This window comes from Bradyrhizobium sp. CCGE-LA001, assembly GCF_000296215.2.
Classification (GTDB): domain Bacteria; phylum Pseudomonadota; class Alphaproteobacteria; order Rhizobiales; family Xanthobacteraceae; genus Bradyrhizobium.
This window is the reverse complement of record NZ_CP013949.1, coordinates 6,727,183-6,746,550: the sequence shown is the minus strand read 5'-3', so window position 1 is coordinate 6,746,550 and position 19,368 is coordinate 6,727,183. Positions and strand designations below refer to the sequence as shown.

14 protein-coding genes are annotated in these 19,368 nt (G+C 60.7%); 2 read left to right on the top strand and 12 right to left on the bottom strand.

Annotation, left to right across the window (positions count from 1 at the left end; all coding sequences use genetic code 11):
- Positions 1–6 precede the first annotated feature (6 nt).
- The gene (locus BCCGELA001_RS37640; RefSeq protein WP_236840914.1) at positions 7–987 is read left to right on the top strand and encodes an NAD(P)/FAD-dependent oxidoreductase; all 981 of its coding nucleotides are present in this window, start codon (positions 7–9) and stop codon (positions 985–987) included.
- A gap of 549 nt (positions 988–1,536) precedes the next feature.
- On the opposite strand, the gene BCCGELA001_RS30845 is transcribed toward BCCGELA001_RS37640, so the two are convergent.
- From BCCGELA001_RS30845 to BCCGELA001_RS30820, 6 genes are all read right to left on the bottom strand, one after another.
- A complete protein-coding gene (locus BCCGELA001_RS30845) occupies positions 1,537–2,142 on the bottom strand; it encodes an IS30 family transposase (RefSeq protein WP_008545556.1) in 606 nt (201 codons plus the stop codon).
- A gap of 249 nt (positions 2,143–2,391) precedes the next feature.
- Positions 2,392–2,763 carry a hypothetical protein gene (locus BCCGELA001_RS30840; RefSeq protein ID WP_144441584.1) on the bottom strand — a complete coding sequence of 124 codons (372 nt, stop codon included), beginning with the start codon at positions 2,761–2,763 and terminating at the stop codon, positions 2,392–2,394.
- Positions 2,764–2,799: 36 nt separating this feature from the next.
- Positions 2,800–4,374 carry a tyrosinase family protein gene (locus tag BCCGELA001_RS30835; RefSeq protein ID WP_008545552.1) on the bottom strand — a complete coding sequence of 525 codons (1,575 nt, stop codon included), beginning with the start codon at positions 4,372–4,374 and terminating at the stop codon, positions 2,800–2,802.
- 34 nt (positions 4,375–4,408) lie between these two features.
- Positions 4,409–6,340 (bottom strand): multicopper oxidase family protein, encoded by a 1,932-nt coding sequence (locus tag BCCGELA001_RS30830; protein WP_008545549.1) that lies wholly within the window; start codon positions 6,338–6,340, stop codon positions 4,409–4,411.
- A 152-nt stretch (positions 6,341–6,492) separates the two neighbouring features.
- The gene (locus tag BCCGELA001_RS30825) at positions 6,493–7,005 is read right to left on the bottom strand and encodes a hypothetical protein (RefSeq protein ID WP_236840789.1); all 513 of its coding nucleotides are present in this window, start codon (positions 7,003–7,005) and stop codon (positions 6,493–6,495) included.
- Between the two features lie 82 nt (positions 7,006–7,087).
- Complete coding sequence (locus BCCGELA001_RS30820; RefSeq protein ID WP_158511661.1) at positions 7,088–8,650, bottom strand: trypsin-like serine protease; 1,563 nt, start codon at positions 8,648–8,650, stop codon at positions 7,088–7,090.
- A 116-nt stretch (positions 8,651–8,766) separates the two neighbouring features.
- Between BCCGELA001_RS30820 and BCCGELA001_RS30815 the strand changes: the two genes are divergently transcribed.
- Positions 8,767–9,006 carry an I78 family peptidase inhibitor gene (locus tag BCCGELA001_RS30815; RefSeq protein WP_060737014.1) on the top strand — a complete coding sequence of 80 codons (240 nt, stop codon included), beginning with the start codon at positions 8,767–8,769 and terminating at the stop codon, positions 9,004–9,006.
- 1,939 nt (positions 9,007–10,945) lie between these two features.
- Here the strand turns inward: BCCGELA001_RS30815 and BCCGELA001_RS30810 are convergent.
- The 6 genes from BCCGELA001_RS30810 to BCCGELA001_RS30785 all read right to left on the bottom strand — a co-directional run bounded on the left by BCCGELA001_RS30810 (position 10,946) and on the right by BCCGELA001_RS30785 (position 18,481).
- Positions 10,946–11,173: a hypothetical protein gene (locus tag BCCGELA001_RS30810; RefSeq protein WP_060737013.1), complete on the bottom strand. Its 228-nt coding sequence runs from the start codon at positions 11,171–11,173 to the stop codon at positions 10,946–10,948.
- A 24-nt stretch (positions 11,174–11,197) separates the two neighbouring features.
- On the bottom strand, positions 11,198–12,544 hold the full coding sequence (locus tag BCCGELA001_RS30805) for a S8 family peptidase (protein ID WP_060737012.1): 1,347 nt from the start codon (positions 12,542–12,544) through the stop codon (positions 11,198–11,200).
- A 680-nt stretch (positions 12,545–13,224) separates the two neighbouring features.
- Positions 13,225–14,637: a flavin-dependent monooxygenase QhpG gene (gene qhpG / locus BCCGELA001_RS30800; RefSeq protein WP_008545536.1), complete on the bottom strand. Its 1,413-nt coding sequence runs from the start codon at positions 14,635–14,637 to the stop codon at positions 13,225–13,227.
- Positions 14,638–14,659: 22 nt separating this feature from the next.
- Positions 14,660–16,027 carry a radical SAM/SPASM domain-containing protein gene (locus BCCGELA001_RS30795; protein ID WP_060737011.1) on the bottom strand — a complete coding sequence of 456 codons (1,368 nt, stop codon included), beginning with the start codon at positions 16,025–16,027 and terminating at the stop codon, positions 14,660–14,662.
- Between the two features lie 2 nt (positions 16,028–16,029).
- Positions 16,030–17,283, bottom strand: coding sequence for a LodA/GoxA family CTQ-dependent oxidase (locus BCCGELA001_RS30790; RefSeq protein WP_008545534.1), 1,254 nt, complete (start codon positions 17,281–17,283; stop codon positions 16,030–16,032).
- 43 nt (positions 17,284–17,326) lie between these two features.
- Positions 17,327–18,481 carry a ferritin-like domain-containing protein gene (locus BCCGELA001_RS30785; RefSeq protein WP_008545533.1) on the bottom strand — a complete coding sequence of 385 codons (1,155 nt, stop codon included), beginning with the start codon at positions 18,479–18,481 and terminating at the stop codon, positions 17,327–17,329.
- Between the last annotated feature and the right edge of the window lie 887 nt (positions 18,482–19,368).

The following is a 19,368-nucleotide window of genomic DNA, read 5'->3' as shown; positions in this document are numbered from 1 at the left end:
TTGGACGTGCTGCGCACCGACTGTCTCGTGGTCGGCGCGGGGCCTGCCGGGTTGACCACCGCACGCCTACTCGCCCTCAAGGGTCGCACGGTCGTCGTTGCGGAATCCGGCAACTCTCGGACGACCCGCCTCGAGCTCCTGGCGCCGGCCTCGCTTGTCACCGTCGCGGCGTTAGGACTCGATCATGTGCTGGCCGATCCGGCGATCGCGCGGGGCTGTCTCGGAATTCGACGAACCGGCCGCTCGGGCGAGCGGGAGTACGAAGACTTTCTGCGTCATCCCTGCCGCCTCGGCTATGTGGTCGATCGCGCCCGTTTCGACGAGCGCCTTCGCGACGAGGCTGTCGCCGCCGGGGTTATGTTCTGCGGGCTGCGCGCAATCGGCGTCACGCCGGGCCGCGGCGTCATCTGTCGTGCAAGCGATAGCGCGAGGGCCAAGCTCGTGCTTGCGGAAATCGTCGTCGATGCCACTGGTCGCGCCGCCGCAATTGCGCGGCGTCGGGGTGCGCGCATGGCCGCCCGGGATCGTATGGTCGCCGAACTGGTCGAGGATGCGGCCATCGACGCGACCGCCGACAGAGTATCGTGGCTCGATTATCGCAGCGATGGACCGACCTGGTCCTATCGCATCCATGGGCCGGGAGGGCGCGTCCAGAATTGGCGCATTCGCGCCTCCGGGACACCGGCTGGACGCGCGCTGCTTAGCGTAGACGCATCCGCATGCACCCTCTCACAAGCTGCGGGCGAAGGTTGGATTGCAGTGGGCGATGCGGCGATAGCGTTCGATCCGATCGCCTCTCAGGGGCTGTTCAACGCTTTGTCGTCAGCGTTGGTGGCTACGGGTGCATTGCTATCGACCGATCGATTGAGTCCGGCCGCAGCTCGTTTATATTCTGACGCGGTCACCGCAACATTCGTTCGCTGCGAAGCAGGGCGTTTCAGCATCTACAACCTACACCGCCTTTCAGGTCGTGAAGTCCATGGCTAATCCAGCAAAAAGCGGCGGTGTAAAATCGAACCGCTCATTGATCATTGTCCAATTTGTGGTTGCTTGGTGCTGCTCGCAACCGAGTTAATCTCGATTCCAAGCGACCTGTAAAAACAATTCAAGTTTCCTTCCACCCTATCGGTATTTAACCTGGCAGCGTACGACCGGATCGGGCGCCGTCAGAGCACGGCGAAACCCCTGTCTTCCATCTTCGTGATTTCGAACCGCTCGACCTGCTTAGCTCGCTCGGAGATGTTGGCTTCTTCGTCAGCTATGAAAAGGGCTGGCTAAAGGGAATGCTGCCGGTCTGCCTGTTTCGCCAAGCCGCCAGGCGATCGGCGTCTCGTGATAACCGACGTCACGCGCCATGTCGTGCTGACGACGGTGGCCGGGCGCCATACCTAGTCACGCGTGTCGAAGTTGAGCGAGGTCGGTATCGGCAACAGGCGGATGTGAGCATCAGTTCGCTGTGTCGGCTACGCAAATGAATGGCCTATGCTAGACCGAGCAACTCGTCCAACCGTTCCCAACCGGTATCAGCGCTCAAGCTTAAAGGGTCGGCTTACCATGACGAGTACCTCCTGCCGTCGTCATCCCATAAGGACAGTGGCGGATCCACACTCGAAGTGCAACACTTGAGAGGAGGCCTCTGCCGGGGTCCTGAAGGTCAAGGCACTTGCGTGGAGTGTTGTTGTAGGTGGCGACGAGCCGACGAAAAGCGGTGCTTGTCAGGGTGGCGAGATCGGTTTTCCGCGGGATGAAGCGTCGCATCCGTCCGATCGCGTTCTCGATGCCACCCTTCTGCCAGGGCGAGTGAAGGTCACAGAAGAAAATCGCGATCGAGAGGCGGTGCAGCGCCAAGTGATGAGCGAACTCGGTGCCATCGTCGGAGGTGACGGTCTGGCGCAGGTTCTCCGGCAGATCAGCGAACAAGCGCACGAGATGGCGCGCGACGCCGCGGGCGGCCTTGCTGGCGAGGCGGATGCCGAGCAGCAGGCGCGAGGTGCGCTCATGCACGGTGAGGACCGCCTGACAGTATTTAGAGAACATCATCAGGTCGACTTCCCAATGGCCGGCGACCCTGCGGCTGGCGGCCTCGATGCGCCGTTCCGCAGGCGAAACACGGCCTTCGCCGAGAAGCGGGCAATCTCGCATCGATCTTCAAGGGATAGCTGCTCGTAACTCCGCCCCAAGGCAACACATCCTCCAGGAAGTGTTGCCTTCTTTTGTGAACTCAGGCAGTTCCCCGCGAGACCACGGCATTGTGGGAAATGGTTCGTTGGCCGGCTGCAGGGCATGCCTAAGATTGTCGAGAAAGTTGGTCGTCTGAGTGTTGACGTTGTCCGCGACGGAATCCGTCATGACACGTCCTTCGCCGCAACTTAGGCCTGATCTATCATGCTTCTAGCGGTTCGCCGGCACCGCTATGAGATTAACCTGCCGGATTTCGCCTGGCTGCGGCGGACGCGCAGAGGCATCCCTTTGAACGACCTGCAGGCGCAATCGTAACCGCCCATCCACCAGTGTGACCGGTGGTACGGGAATCGTGGCGGTTTCACCGCGGAGCGCATCCGGGATGCCAAATGGTCTGACGGTGCCGAGGAGTTCGCCTCGTTCGGTTCTAACCTCCAGCCGAGCGCCGCTCGGCAGCGGTCCGGTGACCATCTGGATTTCGGCGGACTCATTGGCGGCTAGTGGTCGCAATAACAGCAATTCGATCACACCGTTCTCCTGCCCATCAAGCGCACTTGCAAACAGCACGCTGGCGCAGACCATGAGAACTCCGGTCGACAAGCCCGCTCGCATTGATCGCTAGTCTGTCCTAATTCGGATCGCGCTGACAAGAGGTGCTGGTGCTGCGGCTGCAGTCGCGGCCACACCGGGACGAGGCGGAGTGCCGATCGGCACGACACGCACATCGAGCGGAACGGTTGCCCCGGTCGCGGCCGAAGCCAGCGAATCCGGCAGCGGCACCGTAAATGTTGTCGGGCCGTGATGGGGATGGCCGAAGACAGTGATCGCGCCGGCCGCAACTGGCGTACTGCCCGAACCGGCGGACACCAGCACGCGAAAGCGGCGGCCAGCGTCATCATGACCGAGGTTCATGGTAATCTCCACCACAGGGCTGGTGTCGGCGGAAGCAGTCGCTCCCAGAGCGGCCGCCGGCACGTTGGCGATACCGCCGGCCGCGGTCGAAGCTCCGACCGCAGCGGATGTCACTTGGGCGGAAAATACCTGCGGTGAAGCTTCCGCCATCGGACCCGGCGCCGGCACCTGATCGTCGCCCGAACCCGGCGAATAATCGTAGTCAAACAGATCAGTCGCTGCGTAGTCACCGGCCTTGTTTTGCAAGACCGGCTCGCCCTTTGCATTGCTAAAGAACAGGAACTTCTCGTCGGACCACGCGGTGAGATCGGCGCCCTGCGGAAGGATTGGACGTCCGAGCGCAGTCTGCCGGCGCGTCCAGACCGTCCACAGCCGATCCAGATTGCCATGATGCAGGAAGAAGATGGGGTCCACCGGGGAAAAGAAGGAGATCATGAAGGCATCTCCGCCGCCACCCATGGCGCCGTGCACGTTGTCGTGGGGGCCGCTCTCGAGAATGCCCTTGATGCTGCCACCGCTATGGTTGGCAGCCTTCGCGCTCTGGAAGCCGGCCGGAGCGCCGGGAGCGCCGCTGCCGGCGAACCGGGAGGTCCGCAACGCACTGCGTATCGTGCTCATCCCGACCGACAACCTCGTGTTGGAATCGAGATCCGGATTGGTCGCCGTCAGACCTCGCGCACTCGGCTGATTGAAGAAAACTTGCGGCAAAACCTGCCAGAAATCGGCCGGCGTGGTGAATGGAAACGGCCGGAGCGCCAGCGCTCCCTTCTGTTCGGGCGAAAACGACGCATAGAGCGCCGTGACGGCTGGCTCGAAGGCTGTCTTGAATTTCTCGAACGTCGGGATGAATGCGCCGTTGTTGGGATCAAGCACACCCTCAAACATCGCCAGCGGTACGCGCTGCGTCTTGGTCCAGTCCCAGTAGGGCAAGGCAAACTCCGGATCGCCGGAGAGATCGCGCAGCGTCATCTCCAGCCAGCCGAGATATGCGCGATGCCAACCCAGGAACCACCAATTGCCATGCGGGCAGTCGAGGAGATGAACGATCGCGTTACGATACCAGTTCCGCGGATCGGTTGGAGGCAAGGCCAGCATTTTTGTGATCCCTGCCTTGTAGCTGGCAAGAACACGCGGAGGCATCGCCGGGTCGGTGATCTCCCAGCGGCGGAATTTTGGGGTCTGGGCCGAGGCGACGGACGGAAAAGCCTGCGATGTCGCGAGCGCGGCTGCTGCGGCTAGCAGATCGCGGCGAGTCAGAGAAGGACGAACGGTAAGGGTCATAGTTCTCTCCCATCCATTTGGCGTTTCGTCGCGCTTAATGGTTGTGATGTGCCGCTGCGATCCCACCCGTCCCGTCGGGAATGCCGATACGGACGTTCTGCATCATGCCCTGGTCCTCATGATCCAGGATATGGCAATGTAGGACGAAGTCTCCGATGTAGCGGCGATAGCGAGTGTAAACGTAGGCGGTGTATCCTTGGCGGACGAACAGTGTGTCTTTCCATACGCCCTTCAGGTTGGCGTATTGCGGCTCGTCGGCATCGCCGCTCACGCTCACATCCTGGCCGGTGGAGTCTTTGATGATCTTGGCGATCTGAAACGGATTGACGTGGATATGGAACGGATGTCCGAACGCATTGACAGTGGACAATTTCCATTCCTCGATACCGCCAAGCGGCAGCAACTGGTCAATGCGGTCCGGCTTGTAAGGATTGCCGTTGATCTGGAAGCCCGCCGCCCCGATCTCGAATTTGGCCTCCCGCTGCGGAGGCTTGATATCGGTATCGGCAATCGCGGCGTGCGGGACGAATGAATCGAGGCGAAGGCCGTTTGTCAGATCGTTGCGCACCTTCTGGCGCGCGGACACGGGCATGAAGCTGTCGGCAGCCGCGACGAGCTGCGCCTGGATGTACGCCTTGGGATCGGCGACGGCGGCGCCCGCGGCAACGGACACTTTGCCGAGAAACTGACGGCTCTTCGCCTGGCTGTTCACGGTACTGGTGGCGGGCGCCGCGCCGTCGAGCACACAATAATCGCCGGCCTCCGGGAAGACCACGAGCATGTCCTCGCGATAGCCCGGCTGAAGCGTAGTAGTGGAGCGCTCGACGATCTGCGAACGCGTCAACCCATCGGCGGCGACAGGGAATTGCGGGAGCAGATCGTTACCGGGACAGTTGCGCGCCACCCAGTCCTCCTGCTGCGGTGCTGCCATCACCGCATAGGGATCGGCGTTCGCCCGCATCTTCTTGAATTGCAGATTGACCGTATCCCTCACGCCGGCATGGACGATGCGCCAGCGCTCGATCGCACCGGCCAGGGCACCGGCAAAGGTTGGGATCACCTCACCATTGATGCTGGTGTAACGGCCGGACTTTCGCCACGTCGTCGGGCCGAACTGATCATAACCCTCGATGCCGCCAACATCCGTCGGGGCGCAGATGTAGAGACCGTTAGCATCCTGTTTGATCTGACCGTTGGCATCCCGGCACGCGTACTGGATCTGCTGCAGCAGGATGACGCGTTCGCGGTATTTCGTTCCATCGCTGTTGCGCAACAGGGTATCGATGTCACCACGACCGTCAGGGCCCGGCGGGCGATTGCCCCGGACGATCAGCACGCCGGCCATGCCGCTCGCCACCTGAAGCGCCGTCGAACCGTGCCTGTGCGGATGATACCAGTATGTCCCCGCCGGATGATCCGGCGGCAGGTTGTACTCGTACTGAAAGCTGACGCCCTGATTGATGCTGAGCAGGACATTGTCGCTGTTCCCTGCGGGGCTGACCCAAAGACCGTGCGCATGCAGGTTGGTCCGGTTGAAGCAATTCGGATGGTTGACATCTGGATCGGTCGGCGGGCATCGCGGGTCGGCGGGCAGCTTGTCGTTGTTCAGCGTGATCCGCACGGTCTCGCCGGGGTCGATCTCTATCGTCGGTGCGACGAAGGGGACTTTCGGCGCCTCGACTTCCCGAACATCGCGATAGGAGCGCAATTTCACCGAGTCGTATTGACCGAGCCCCGGATTATAGATCTTGGCGTCCGTGTATTGGATGTTCAGGTTGATCACCGCTTCTCCGCCGGCAACCGGCCCGGCCCGCGACGGCGCTCCAGCGGCCGTCGGTGCCGGCGCGCCCACACGCGGTGATAGACGCTCGGCGTTGGCAACAGGCGGATCCACGGCGATGCGCTCCACGGCCTGCCCCAATGCGAACTCGGTGCCGGCGAGCTGAGCTGCGGCGAGCAAAAACATGCCCTTGAGAGTCCTGCTCAAGGTAGCGGTGCGGATTGTCCTTCCAAAGCCTATCTTGGTCAGGAGATCCTGCGATGAAAGGCGAGTCGGCATGGCAATACCTCGAATGATCGGTCTGGTCCGAGCAATCCCTGAAGCCGGTGATCGCGCCTTTAGGACCGCTTCACGGCGATGAACGAGGCCACATAGCCAGCCGGGGCGCCATCGTGCGGCTTCGCACGAATCACGCTGCCGACGAGCGCAGGCACCTGGTTGACGCCAGCCGGCCATCGATAGTTGAGCTGGCCGCGATAGTCATATTCCCAGTTGGCAGTGCCGGTGCCGGGACGCCCGAGGCCCACGATCTCCACCATCGGCGCTCCCGTGACGGGGTCCTGCTTGACGGTGCCTTGCAGATCGAGCCCGCCACCCGGCCAGTCGATCGCTCCCTTCAACGTGGTGCTCGTCGGGATCTCAAAGGTGAAGACGGCTTCCGCGAAAATCAGCGCCAGCGCTTTCTCCGCGGCCGTGTTCGGATCATCCGCGACCGGCGTCGGGTTGTTGTGAAAGCTTCGATAGGTCCACTTCCCCGCCAGACTGCTCGCCGGATTTTCTTCTGAATGCAAAAGGCATGGCGACAGCACGACAGAGAGCGCCGCAACGGATGCGAATAGGTGTTGACGCATATCACACCCTCAAAATCTAAAGTTGACAATGCATTCAACATATCCCTGCGCTAGAGCAGCCGCAAGGCGTTATTTTCACGCATCAGCATCCGCCGGCTTCAAGATCGGTTCGCTCGCAAATCCAGCTCCGCCTCTCGTTGATCGTCACATCCTGCATCGCCATCGATTCCGCGTTCATGCAGGCGTGCGCCCATTGCATCTCGGGGCTGCCAAACTCAGGGCGAACTAGCGTGTTGTAGGAAATGACGCCCTGAATGTACCGTGGGCGAAATTCCCTGCTCTTGTCGCTTCGCCGACAACCTCGATTGCGCCCTGCCAGCACCGGCCCGCCGGAATCGCCCTGACAAAAGGCGCTCCTATGACGGTCGCCCTGGCCGGGCTTGAACCTGTACTGACCGCCGGCATCTTTCTGCAGCGGCACCGGCCAGGTCAGATTGAAGCGACCGAGCGTGCCCTGGTCGGCGTTCGAGAAGCCATAGCCCGCGATCGTAGCGTCTGGAAGAAAGCCTCCGGGACTCGCCAGGCGAGCCGTTTCGACCGGATCCGCCGGATATGGCGAGGACAGTTGCAGCAGCGCGAGATCATCGGAATAGTAGATATCGTTGATCTTGGCGGAGCCGCCATAGCGGCCATAGACAATCGCGCGCGACAGCTTGCGTTCGCGTTCAGTCGCGGTGAGCGTGACGGCGTTGTCCGCGGTGATCCGGAATTGGAGGAGTTCCTCCGCGCCCATGATGAGGTCAGCGCCCGAATTGGCGCCTCGCTTGCTCGGGGGATCGTCCTCGATCAGGCAATGGGCCGCCGTCAGGACCCATTGCGGCGAAATCAACGTGCCGGTGCACAGCGCATCCCAGCGGCCGGCGGCGCTGTTGTACATGCTCATCTGCACGACCTCAGTGAACTGCGACAGCGAGTATTGCTCGCAGCGGCGGCCCGCGGCAGCCGGGCCTGCCGTGCAGGACCTTGCGCGGTTAGCCAATTCGTCAAATGGAATGTCGCAGTCGGTCAGGCCGCTGTCGAAGGTCTGCGGACCGGCTCCGTGCCGTGGCATCGCCGCCGCAGCTGACCGCGGCTGCTCACGCTGGGAGATTGCGACACTGGGGTCGGCGATGATCACGGCCGTCCCGCCCTGCGGTACGACATGCGTCGTCGCGGATGCGGGTTGCCGATCCGGATCAACGTTCGATCGTGGAGACGACGGGCCGACCGGCGTGCCCGGCACGACGATGATGTTGGGGCCATTTGTACCGGGTGGACTCCGGGGCACCGGGACCACGATCACGTTCACGCCACCATCGGACCATCCCGCAGCCGGTGGCGCGGGAGCTGCAGCACCGGCGGGCGATGCTGCACTAGCGGCCGCTGGATTGCCCGCGCGTCGCGCGCAACCAGGCCCGGTGCAGGTGCCGCCATCCACGATCGGGGCAAGGCTGCGTCCGGCGCGGGCCGGTGCCGCGGCGCCGGCCGCCACCCCATCGAGGCCGTGCGTCCTGGGGCAACCCGGCCCGACGCAGTCGCCGGGATCGGTGATCGGATCGACCGGCCGCAGTTCGGTCTGTGCTACGACAGCGATACTGCCCAGAGCGATTGAAATGATGCCCAGGGAGACCGCAACAAAAAACGATTTTCCGTTTTTCAATTGCATGAGAAAATCCCAATTGACGATGCACAACTTAGCCGCGATGCTCGATTGTATCAACAGGATGTGCGCGCGGCGGATCGAATGCGGGAGCATTTGCCTTGAGAAGGATCTGCTGGCCGGTGCTGCTGGTTGCGCTTCTATTGGCCGTGCCTGCGCAGGCCTGCGACCCGGATCCGTGCCGCCGCATGATCGGCAAGCCTTTTTCGGCAGAACTCGCCGAGGAAGTGCGGCTTATTGCTGGAGCGAAAACCGTTAGACCAAGCGGACCGGGCATCCCCACCAGCGCCGACGTGCGCGGCGATCGGCTCAATGTTCTTGTCGACGAGAAGCACATTGTCGTCGGCTTCAGGTGCGGATGATAATCCAATCTTTTGGCGCGATAGGCGTCGCTTTGGGAGTTCACTAGGGGGTGAGACGCGATTGACGACGCGGAGGCTTCCGTCCTCGGCGAGCGTATCATTCAACTTATCGTTCGGCGGATAAATGGACGGGGCTTCTCAGGATCCTGATCAGCAGCAAAGCGCCTTGACGGATCTAAGCGGCGACTTCGTGACATGGAAATTCTGCTCTGAGGGACTCGATCGTTTGTCGAGGAGTGGGGGCGGCGTTGACCTCGGAGGCTGGGGCTCCGGAGAGCGATTCCCGAAACAGTTAATTTACTCGCGGCTCTTGAGGATATGGCGCAGGCGCAGGTGCAGCATGAACAATTTGCGCGGGAACGAGATCGGGTTGTTGCTGCTGCTGCTGCTGACGTTCGGGCACCACGTGACCAGCTTGTCACCTTGCGCGCGCAACGTGACACTATCAATGATCTGATCGTCAGACGGAAAAGCAAGATGATCTAGCTGAAGTTAAGGCGGATTTGCGCGTCATGAAAATAGGAGAGGACGTTTAATACATAAGCGGCGTGACCCATGAGCAGGAGCAGCGAGCGTTCTTCTCTCACGATAACTGCACGCTCTATCTTACCCAAAACAACTTAATGATTTTCAATCGCCATATGCAACCTCGTTGGCAGAGAGCAGCTCTTCGGATTGCGCCAGCTAATATACCTTCGTGGTTCTACGCGGAGAGGGAGATAGTCGGGATCGCGCGATCACCTCGAACACAAAGTATTGTCTCGACAAAGTTTTCTCCCAGGAGGGGCGCTGTATCCCTTCAGGAGCGGATGAAGGAGCCGTCTCTGGACCCCAGTTTGCAAGCGATGCTTCCGCAGCGGCGCGCTCGTCGCGGATGCGATAGATCGACTGGCGGCTAAGCGTCGTGGCCGACGATATCGGCTGATGCCTTTCCTTGCTCCAGCAGAGCAACTAGGAGCCCGGCAATCGAAGTCGCGGCGGAGGCGAGGGACGGCAATCCTTGTCGAGGTGGATATCGCCTCGTTCGTGCTCAGAGGACCAGGCCGTTAGCGCCAACGCCGCAAACGATCAGACGATCTATTTGTTCAATGGGACTGCAGGATGCGAATGGCACTCATATCGTTCAGCCGGTGCTCCAGTGAGGACCATCCTCCCGCGGCAGCACGAATGCTTGGGGCGCGCGAGCTTGCGGGTAGGTGGGCCAACGATCTGGGGTTCACTACCGTTGGGAAGAGGTCGCCCCTCTCACGGTCGTGACCGGTCGCATGACGATCAATGCTCAGGACGACGGTCTTTTCAGCTGCACAACGGAGTTCGACGGCTATCCTTCGACGCAGCTGACCGCCAAGAACCTTCCGGCGTTGGTCGGGTAAGTCCTGACCCTGGAGTCCTACAGGACGGGACTCACCCCGCCGCATCCAAAAGTTCCAATGTACGGAGTTCAGTGCGGATCTGTGTTCCGGATGCCGCCGCAGCCGCAGTCCTTTGGGCGGCTAGCGGAGGAGCGGTGATTAAGAAGGACACGGGCAACGACGCATGTGTCGTTGCCGATCCAGCGACGGAGACGTGACGATAACGAGGCTGAACCCTGAGAGGAACTGGACCAGGACTTCCTGCGAGTGGCGGAGTTGCTGCTTTCAGAGCCGCCAAAACGGATCCAGACGTTCAGAACGGTGCCAAGTCAGCTTCAATCCGCCGACGGTAAAAGGGCAGGGATCACTGCTCGCACCTTGACGAAAACGCGGCAGCACAGCCATGTCGATGAACATGCCGGCCGGCGATCCGTCCGAGCGATCTGAAATCAGCTCCCGCGGGCCTACCTATCGGCGTGGCTCTGCATCCAGCCATGCGGCTCGCATTCGCAATGGCGCCGGCGTCCCTGAGCACCGCAATCGCCCAGCTGCGTCACGACACGTTGGGGGGCGCAACGCAGCGCTTCTCAACGTTTCTGCGTCTTATAGGTGCTGTCTTGATGAACCGACGCAACGCCCTTCACCTTGCGGAGTTCAGCAAGGCCGTCCGCGTTGACGCTACCGTTGACAATCATAAACCTCTTATGGCTTTCGACGTCGCCGAGCCCACTCACCTTGAGGGCGTCGACGATCTCGTCCATTCGATTTTGCTCTGACTTCTCTATTCGGATCGTGACGTCAACTTTTTCGACCATTCATACATCGTCCAGATTAGAGGCCTACGAAGGTGGCGCCTGCGCAAATCCTTTACCAATGTCACGCGGCGGAAACCGCAGCGGCTTGGAGATCTGGAGCAGGCGCGCCCACAACGCCCAGCCTCGAAATGCATTATTGGACTGCGCAAGTAAAGCTGCAATCCCACTTACATGGGGAGTGGCCATGCTGGTTCCATCCCAGCGATCGTACTTATTTCCAGGTAAGCTCGAAAGTATGGCAACACCAGGTGCGGCAATGTCGACGTCTTGGTTGGGGTTCATTCCACCGCACGAGAACGAGGCAATGCGGAAGGCATTATCCACGGCCGCCACCGCCATAATCGTGGACGCATTTGCCGGCGAACCGAGTGGGGCGATCCGCTGTGGACGTGTGCTGTCGTTGCCGGCGGCGGCGATCACCAGTGTCCCTGCGTCCAGACAGACCTGTCCGATCTGCTCGTAATCGTCGCTTGGCTGGTCTCCAAGTCGCGTCGTGGCGCCGAGCGACATCGAAATGATTTGGCAGTTCTGATCCAGCGCCCAATCCATGCCGGCGATGATCGAGCGATCGGTGCCGAAACCGTCGTCACCCAGGACTTTTCCGGCGTAGATTTCCGCCTCGTAGGCAATGCCGTAGCGCGGGCCCGTGGTCGGACGCATCGGACCGCAAGCGGTACCGATGCAGTGTGTGCCATGGCCGACCATATCATCTTCGCTACTGCGGCTCGCAAACAGCTTCTTCGTGACGGCACGACCGACGAAATCCTGGTGAGTGTGATCGAAGCCGGTATCGAGTACCGCGACCCTGATGCCGGCGCCCGTCAGACTGCTGCCAATGACTCTGGTCGCTTGCAATCCCCACGTGGCCGCTGTCTCGTCAACCCGCGGCACGGCCGCCAGCTCGCCCTCCACCACGTCCTTGCCCAGCAGGCGATCAACCAACTCATTAATGCCGTCGCGGTAGCCTCGTAGGTAATCCTGATCCAATGTGGCGAGGCCAGCGAATGACGCTCGCCCAATCTCGGCGCGTTGCATTCCGGCTGCACCAAGAGCGCGATACGTCCGCTCGGGCCGAACGGAGCTTACGGTTTTATGCTGCATGGCCTTTTCCACCATGGGCTTCAACCGTTCGCCGTCCCGCCTGACGATGGCGATTCCGAAGCGCTCGAAGTACTGTACATCAGCGCCATCGAAGTCATTTGGCACTGCGTTAGCTGAGCGGAAATCCTTCGATGATGCCACGCGAAAACCACTTCCTTCGAGCTGTCTGACACCCGTGCGGGCCGCCTGTGGCGTAAACCGCACCACGGTGCCGAGGCGTTGCGTAGCTGTAGCCTGCTCACCGGTTCGGCGTGTCGATCGCTTCGCCATGAATCCCTCCTAATTGAATGGAGTTCCCACCTAATCGGTCTAGATCGAAGGCTAAAGAGTAATGGCTCACCTCAGGAATGATCAGAGACATTGCTCTGAAGCTTTGCGGTTCCCGGGCGAGTTTCTTGCAATTCTTGAGACACAAGCCCGGTTTTCATCGCTTGCGGCAATCTCCCCTGATACGACGACTGCAACCGTTGCATCGCACATACTGGAATATCCGGTAATTTTTGTATTCGGCCGCCCCGCTGCTGCGTTGCAGGTCATCGCAATGAGCAATCCGATAACTGGAATTCATAGCCGTTCCTCTCTGGCCCGCAGAAAAGGTACGCTATTTCGTTAGCCGAAAAGCTTCGAGATGCGATTTGAAACATCGGGGGGGAGCCTTGGGGCTTCCGCCACGCACAATCTAAATAACCTATAGCAATATAATACACGCGAAAGCGATGCGCAACTGTCTCCTCAGCGATCGCTACTGCGGTTGGGATGGAAAGCCTTTTCGGAAGGTAAGGTGCTCGTTTCACTTTCGTCGAGTTTGCTCTGCTTGTTCCTTTTCGGGAGAGCGGGTCTGGTCGGCGCGATCCTGGGCATCGATAGACGAGGTGGCAGCCTGCGGAAGCTGCCCAGCGCGCGGCTTTTGACGAGCAGATCGCGACGGCTGCGCGGTGAGTTTCCGTTTCTTAGACGGCGCGCACGAGGACGTTCTTGCTCCATAGCCATGACGCGATCCTGTCGCCGGTAGCCGACGGAACGTGATCTCGCCAAAACTTGGGAATGTCGCAATACGCGAACCGCTGCGGCAGAGCCGAAAGCAAGCGAGCCAAATCGACGCCCTCGACGTAAGCAACGTCACCGTTGATATTGGGGTGCCTGACGACCTGCCGGACCTGCACGAAGACGCCATCGATCACAGGCGCTGCGCCGAGCGAGACATCGGGCGAGACGGCGACCCGGTCGGATGCTGCGCGCGGCGGCGATTCCACAATTGAATCGAGGTCGCCGGCCATTGGAACGGAGGCATCGCCCGCACGCGCGCGCCAGAATGCGTTCGGATAGATGGCCGCGACGCGCGCATATTCCTGCTTCGTCCTGCCTGTATAACGACCGATCCGCTCCCCGGTCCGCATTAAAAAGAACTGCTGGGCTGCTTCGGTGTTTTCCGGCTTTCTCAGGATGGTATTGACGACGATTGAGCCTTGCAGGCCCGACTGCAATGCCAGATGGACGCCTTGCGACGAAAGCGGGTCGACGCTGAAACACGCATCCCCGAGCCGGATGTAACCGTCGCCGACGGGATCCTCGGCGTGGTGACTGGTAGCATCGCAGACTTGCGGAACGGAACTTTGTTCTCCCAATTGCTGCGGCCGCAAAGCGCGGAATTGCCGGAGCACGCCGGCGTACTGCGCTTGCATGCCGTCTGCCTTGCCTGCTCTGAGGCTGCGCGGATCGCAGAAGACAGATACCACCGCCTGATTGTGCCCCGTCTGGGCGTACCAGAGCCAGGCATCCTCCCCGGCTTCGATCAATCCGTCGAACGCGATCGTCCTCGAAGGCGCCCAGTTCGCATGGATCGATACCAGCGGTGGGCCATCCTTGATGCGCGCGCCTGAGATGGCGGGGCGCCGTCCGGCTGCGTCGACGATGAATTGCGCCTTCAGGCGCTGTCGTCGCTCGTTGGCAGCGATCGTTACGCTCCAGCCAAAATCCTCCAGCCGCCTCACTTCCTGGAGTTGAGCCGGCTGATAAATCCTCGCGCCCACCGAACGTGCTCGGCGCAACATGAGTTCGTCGAGCACGGCGCGATCCACATGGTATCCCTGTTGCGGAACGAGCCTTGCCTCTGGGTCTCCCCACCGCACGGCCGTGAGATGGCGGCGCCAGAACTGCGCATCGTCGAACTCGCGGCCAAGGCCGAGGTAATCGATCAGCGCGACCGTTTCATCCGATATGCAGATGCCGACATGGCCGCGCGGAAATTGAAGGCGCTCGAGCAGCCCAACGTCGAGGCCCATTTGCGCCAGCCGGATAGCGGCCGAGGCTCCCGCCTGCCCGGCCCCCAGGATCACGACATCATGCTCGGCGACAAATTCCATGCTTTGTCCGAAGCAAGAGAAATCAATGGATCGTCATGATACGCCTCAAACTTTCTGGATTGGTCCGCAACAGTTCAGTGTAAAGGACAAGGCAGTAGTTCAACCACCCGCGAATGTAGTCGCAGGCCGGCCGCCCGCGCTTGATCGACTCGTAGTGGCAGCTTCCAGAGCAGAGGTAGCGCGCCCAGCACGTGCCGCAGGGGGATTGCTTCTGAAGGTGGCGGCTGTCGAGCCAATTGGACTGCCTGACCTGATCCACGCCGGTGAACACATCGCCCATCAGGCCATCCTCGTCATTGACGAAGCGATGGCAGGCATACAGTCCGCCTTTCGCGGACACGCCCATATATCCGCCGCCGGCGCCGCAGGGATACTGATCCCGCTGTTGGTAGTGGATGCGCTGAAGGGTCGTGATGATGTTCGAGAACGGCAGGATGCGGCCCTGTCGCAAGGTGTCACGAAAGTTGTCGCCACACCTGATCAATTGCGCGAGCAATTGATCGAGGTCAGCAGTGTCCATCTCGTCCTCGCCGGTGGGCGCGCTGAGCATGGGCGAAAACATGATGGCGTCGAAGCCCATGTCCAGCAGACCGACCATAATCTCGGGGAGATCTAGGTTTTTCGGCGTCACGGTGACGCGCGCCAATACGCGATAGCGCCGTTCCTCCGCGGCCAGAAGCGCTTTCACATTCCTTGCAACTTGCTCGAAACTGCCTTTGCCTGAGCGATACGGACGCAGGTTGTCATGCGTTGCCTGCAGGCCGTCCAGACTTATCGTCAATATGAAGCCGTATTCCTTAAACAGCGCGATGTCCTCGTCGTTTAGCAAGGTGGCATTCGTCGTCATGGCGAAGCCGATCCGGATGCCACGCGCGGCGGCAGCGGCAGCGGCATACCGGGTCGAAGCGTGCAACGTCTTCCGGTTGACCAGCGGCTCTCCGCCCATGAACGCCAGGGTCAGGCTTTCGCCTGAAGCGGCCTCGCCAACCAGCCGGTCGATCGCAGCTCTCGCTACGTCGGGGGGCATACTGCCTGCCGCTCCGCCGAATGTTCCCTGCTGCGCATAGCAATAGGTGCAGCCGAGGTTGCACGTCTGCGCGACCGCGAGTGATATGGCCTTCACGGGCACGCTTGCCGGCGCGCCGGTCTGCATCGCCGCCGGGGTCGCGATACCGAATGCGAGAGCCGCCAACTCGGCGCGATTGGGGTCCCCCAGACGCAACGTTGCGTCCAGGACGTTGGCGTGCGCCGCGGGCAGCGGATGGATAGTTCCGCTCTCGACGTCGAGAGCGAAGTGGCCCACCGCACTTTCGAAGAAATGGAGCTTTGCCGAGCGCGGCCGCGTGTGAGCGTGGCGATCGATCTCCTCGACGGGGCCGGCGATCGCCATCGCTACGCTCCCGGCGGCAGCTGCACGGCTTCCACCGGGAATGGCGCCACCGGTTCGTCGCCGGCGGTGTCATTGGCGTCCCGCTCCGTCCCGTGCAGGAAGTTGATATCATTCTCGACGTCGCGGGCGATTTCCATCATGTCAATGTTGGCGTTGAGCCAATCGGGGTTGTTGATACGCGGGCCAGCGGCTGCAAATTGCTTTCGCGCCAGAACCCGTGTCTCCGGTTCCGTATCGGGGAATGACACATGATTGGGATAGGTCGACGTCCAGTAGTTCAGGCAGGCGCTTAGATCGGTCTGCCAGGCCGAGCAAAGTCCCGCGGTTAGCTGACCCGGCTTTGCGGTCGCATAGCTCGGCCGAATCTCGTTGTCGTCGATGTACTGCTGTCCTCGCGGAAAGAAAGCGCTGGCGGGATTGCGCAACGCGGGTCCTCCGTCGAGGCAGATTTCCATGCCCGGGTTGTAATCGGCATTCATGGTTTTCATCATCGCGATGTCCATGGCATAGCCGACCCCGGTAAGGCTGGCATTCTGCGGAATGTTCAGAAGCGTCCTCGTCTGCTTCACGAAATCTTTGTTCTGTAGATTGTCGATCTGGCCCGGGCCCACGTCGGGGGAATGATCCTGCGGGGCGACGATGACGCAAGCGGGCACGATCGGAATGTTGCCGGCGCCGGCCAGGCTGACATTAATCGAGCCATCGGATGTGGTGTCCAGGATGCCATTGTCGTTCCGATGAGCACCGTAGGGCGGAATAGAGGTGTCGGCGGTCTTTCGGTACGCCCCGCCCATGGGCGGGATGAACAGGCCATCGCCCGTGATGTCCCCGAGCCAGACCTTGCCCGGGCGCCAAGGATTGTCGCCCTCAAGGCGCTTGCTCTCACCAGCGGTGGCGGAAGCCTGCGCCTCGACCGCGGGCGTTGCTCCCTGGGACCAGACGTTGAGCTTCCGATTGGCTACATTCGCGGTCCAGGTCGCGCGTAGCCCCAGCCTGGTCATGATATCGCCCGTCAATTCCCCGATCTCGCGGCCCTGGTTGTCGTACGCGAATATCCTGAACCTCACCGCCTGCCGCATGATCCAGTGCTTGCCGTCACGCAGCGACATGTACTTTACGCTTTGCGGGTCGGCCTCCCGCTTTTTCTCTTGCTCGAAGAACTCGTAATAATCCTTGTTGCTGGCCAGCCGGGCACAGCCGATGGCCGGATGAATCTTAAAGGCTGCGACACCTGTCAGATCGTCTGGGAATGCCATCAATTCATACCTCCGGTTTGGGGACGCCTATCGACGGACGCCGTCAGGAGATCGGCGGCTTGGTGAACTCGAATGGAATGCCGGCCATTACATTTTTCTGCTTCGCGTTTTGAATGATCGCTGAGGCCTGGTTGGGCATGGTCTGCATGGTCGCCATCGCGTCGTCATAGGCCGCCTTCGCCTGCGGTTGCTGCTCCGGGGACGGGCAGTTGAAGGCCTGCTGCAATGCGTTGATCATGCTGGCGTAGTAATCGTTGAAACGCTTCATCTGCCGGCGGACGGTTGGATAGGCCTCAAAGTCCGCGGTTTTGGCGTTGGTACGGAATTCGTGCACGCCGCCCTCGTCAAACGGCAGATCGCCGCCCGAAAAGGAATATCCGAGTGTCTTGACCCTTTCGTCCTTGATGAGAAAACGCTGCTTGATGATCGACTCGAACCGGTAAAAGTGCGCGGGAATGCCTTCGGCGGTGAGCGGGTCGAAGGGGGCCGTCCCCTCGCCCTGACCGACGACCCAGCGCAGATGCCGGACGGCGGACGCCTTGTCCGTGATCCTGAAGTTGATGTCGTTCTTCAGCGGGTAGGCGTGGGTGTCCTGGTTGCTGAGATAGGCGATCGGCCTGAAATTCGGAACGACCTCCCTTTGCTTGTACGCATCGCGCGTGGCGTGATCGAACAATCCGGGAATGGTGTCACGATCGATGATCTCGATGATGCCCTCATAGAATTGCCCGATCGTTCTAGGCCGACCTGCGGCGAGGGCCATTGGAAAATGGACTGGATCCTCCGGCGTTTCGATCTGCATGAAAAGATCTTTGACCAGATCATACGAAAAAGAACGGAGATCGAGCTTGAGCGGCGGGTCAAGAATGGTCAGCTGACAGGGATAGTCGGGCACCGCGGACACGATGTCGGGCGCGACGCCAATGGCGTTCATGAGATTAGCCACCGCGGTCATATGAAGCATCTCTTCAATGGCCGCCCGCAGGATCAACTCGGAGATCTTGGTATTTGCGGTCGTCAGGCTGAAAACTGCCGACAGATAGGTCGGGATCGTCGCAAATTCCAGCTGTAAGGCTTGCTGCAGCAGCCCGCCGAGTTCCTGGCGCGCGGCATCGCCCTGGATAGCGGCCGTCTGAATGCTGCGGAGGCGGGCATCAAGATGGCGATTGATGGTCAGGGGAGAATAATTTGTCGCCATAATAACTCACCAACACTTCAATATCCGGGAATGATAGCGGGGCGCGCCGAAGATCGCAACCAAAGGTTGGTTGGGGCGATGGCAACTTACGGGCGAAAAGTTGGTTCGTCTCGTCATTGTCGAAATCAAACGTCAACCGGCCGGGCGGGCAGGTGGCGAGCAAATAGTGGCATAATGCCGCTGCCAGGATTCCTCTCGGCGGTACTAAGCATGAAGTCTTCACTGGGCAAATTGGGGGCGAGAAGCTGACCGATCTGTTTGGCACGAGTGTTGGAAGCTTACCCGGGCCTGTTGGCTTTGCCGACATTCCACTAACGATTTAGGTCGAGACATATCCTAAAGTGAACAACAAAGCTGATTTTGCCACTGCGGCAGGCGTGCCTCCGCCTGCAGTGTCGCAGCTGATTTGCGCGCTCAGGTGGCGGCTTCGCTAACGAGGCCGACCGCGCGGCACTTCGAAGGAGATGCGCTTGGGCACGTGAGAAGCGACAGCAAGCTTAACATGTCCATCAAACGCCACGGGCCAGCGCACTCGCGGCCGCGATTACTTTGGCGAGCTATGGCTGGTCAGTCGATTTGCAATCGACCTGAAAATCAATGAAACAATTCCCCCGCGTTATGTGCTGGGCGGATCTGCGCTGATCTTTCTAACTCGACTGGGCTTCGCCCGTGAGAAGCTGCTCAGCATCGCTCAGCCCAGTCCTGAATTTTAGTCGCATTGCGGCGCAAGGCCTCACAGAACGACTTCCTTAGTACTCCGCATGGCTACGCGTACGCGGTAGAGAGGCGATTTCCCCAATTGTTGCCAACGAGCGCACGAGCTCGGCGTGTCTGTTGGCTGGGCTGCCTGCTTCCCAATGGAAGCTCCTGGCCTAGGTCGCTTGCGT